The sequence below is a fragment of the Streptomyces xylophagus genome, from assembly GCF_000716435.1.
Lineage (GTDB): Bacteria > Actinomycetota > Actinomycetes > Streptomycetales > Streptomycetaceae > Streptomyces > Streptomyces xylophagus.
In genome coordinates, this window is sequence record NZ_JNWO01000148.1 from 1 (window position 1) to 426 (window position 426).

The 426-nt window shown below is 62.0% G+C and carries 2 protein-coding genes; both read left to right on the plus strand.

From position 1 onward, the window contains the following. The coding region (locus OO70_RS50730) for a hypothetical protein (protein WP_043688423.1) at positions 1 to 216 on the plus strand (216 nt) is incomplete at its 5' end. After that, on the plus strand, positions 213 to 401 hold the full coding sequence (locus tag OO70_RS50735) for a DUF2635 domain-containing protein (protein WP_030529720.1): 189 nt from the start codon (positions 213 to 215) through the stop codon (positions 399 to 401). The genes OO70_RS50730 and OO70_RS50735, both read left to right, overlap by 4 nt. Positions 402 to 426 lie beyond the last annotated feature (25 nt).

Consider the following 426-nt stretch of genomic DNA (forward strand, 5'->3'; position numbering starts at 1 on the left):
CTGCAAGCCATGTGCAGCTCGCCGAGCATGCAGAACGTGCTCAACGTGCTCGGTGGCAACAAGAACCCGACTGTCTACCTCCCGCTGCTCCGCCAGATCGGGATCAAGGTCGACGCCATTGGCCCCGAAGCAGACCCGAATCTTCTGGCTGCGCAGGGCAAGAAGCATGGCCCCGATGGGCGCATCGAGGTCGACAACACATTGGAGCTTCCATGACGCAAGCTGTGACTGTGCGCCCCGTTCAGGGGCGTTTGATCTTGATGCCCGAAAGGGATTTCCAGCCCGTGCCCGCTGAGGGCGTGCTGGTCGAGCGCAACGCGTTCTATGCGCGTGCAATCAAGCAGGGCGATCTCGAAGTCGTGCCGGATGCTCCGGCCGCGACGCCGGTCCCCGCCGTTTAAACCGAACTAATTGAGGGGCTAGATG